Source organism: Tamlana crocina (assembly GCF_012037625.1).
This window is the reverse complement of sequence record NZ_JAAVJS010000903.1, coordinates 1-278: the sequence shown is the minus strand read 5'-3', so window position 1 is coordinate 278 and position 278 is coordinate 1. Positions and strand designations below refer to the sequence as shown.

The window sequence follows — 278 nt, the reverse complement described above, 5'->3', positions numbered from 1 at the left end:
CTTTTCAGAAAGCGGCCTAACTTCCTATTATGATATGGAAGCAGCTCCCGGTGCAGCTCCCTCAAAGCTTGAAGGTAAGTATGACTTTTTAAGCAATGAAAAGATCGTGGAAAAGCTGCTGGAATTCAGTGATGAGAACCTGCAGATCGTTTCTTTGTATATCCCGCATATTCACTGCAGCTCCTGCATCTGGATCCTTGAAAATCTCAATAAACTAAGGCCCGAGATCTCTGCTTCGCAGGTTGATTTCCCCAAGAAGACCATCAGAGTGACCTACA

At 44.6% G+C, this 278-nt stretch carries 1 pseudogene; it reads left to right on the top strand.

The window, feature by feature from the left end:
• Window positions 1-278: pseudogene (locus tag HC176_RS19455) on the top strand (heavy metal translocating P-type ATPase); the annotation flags it as partial.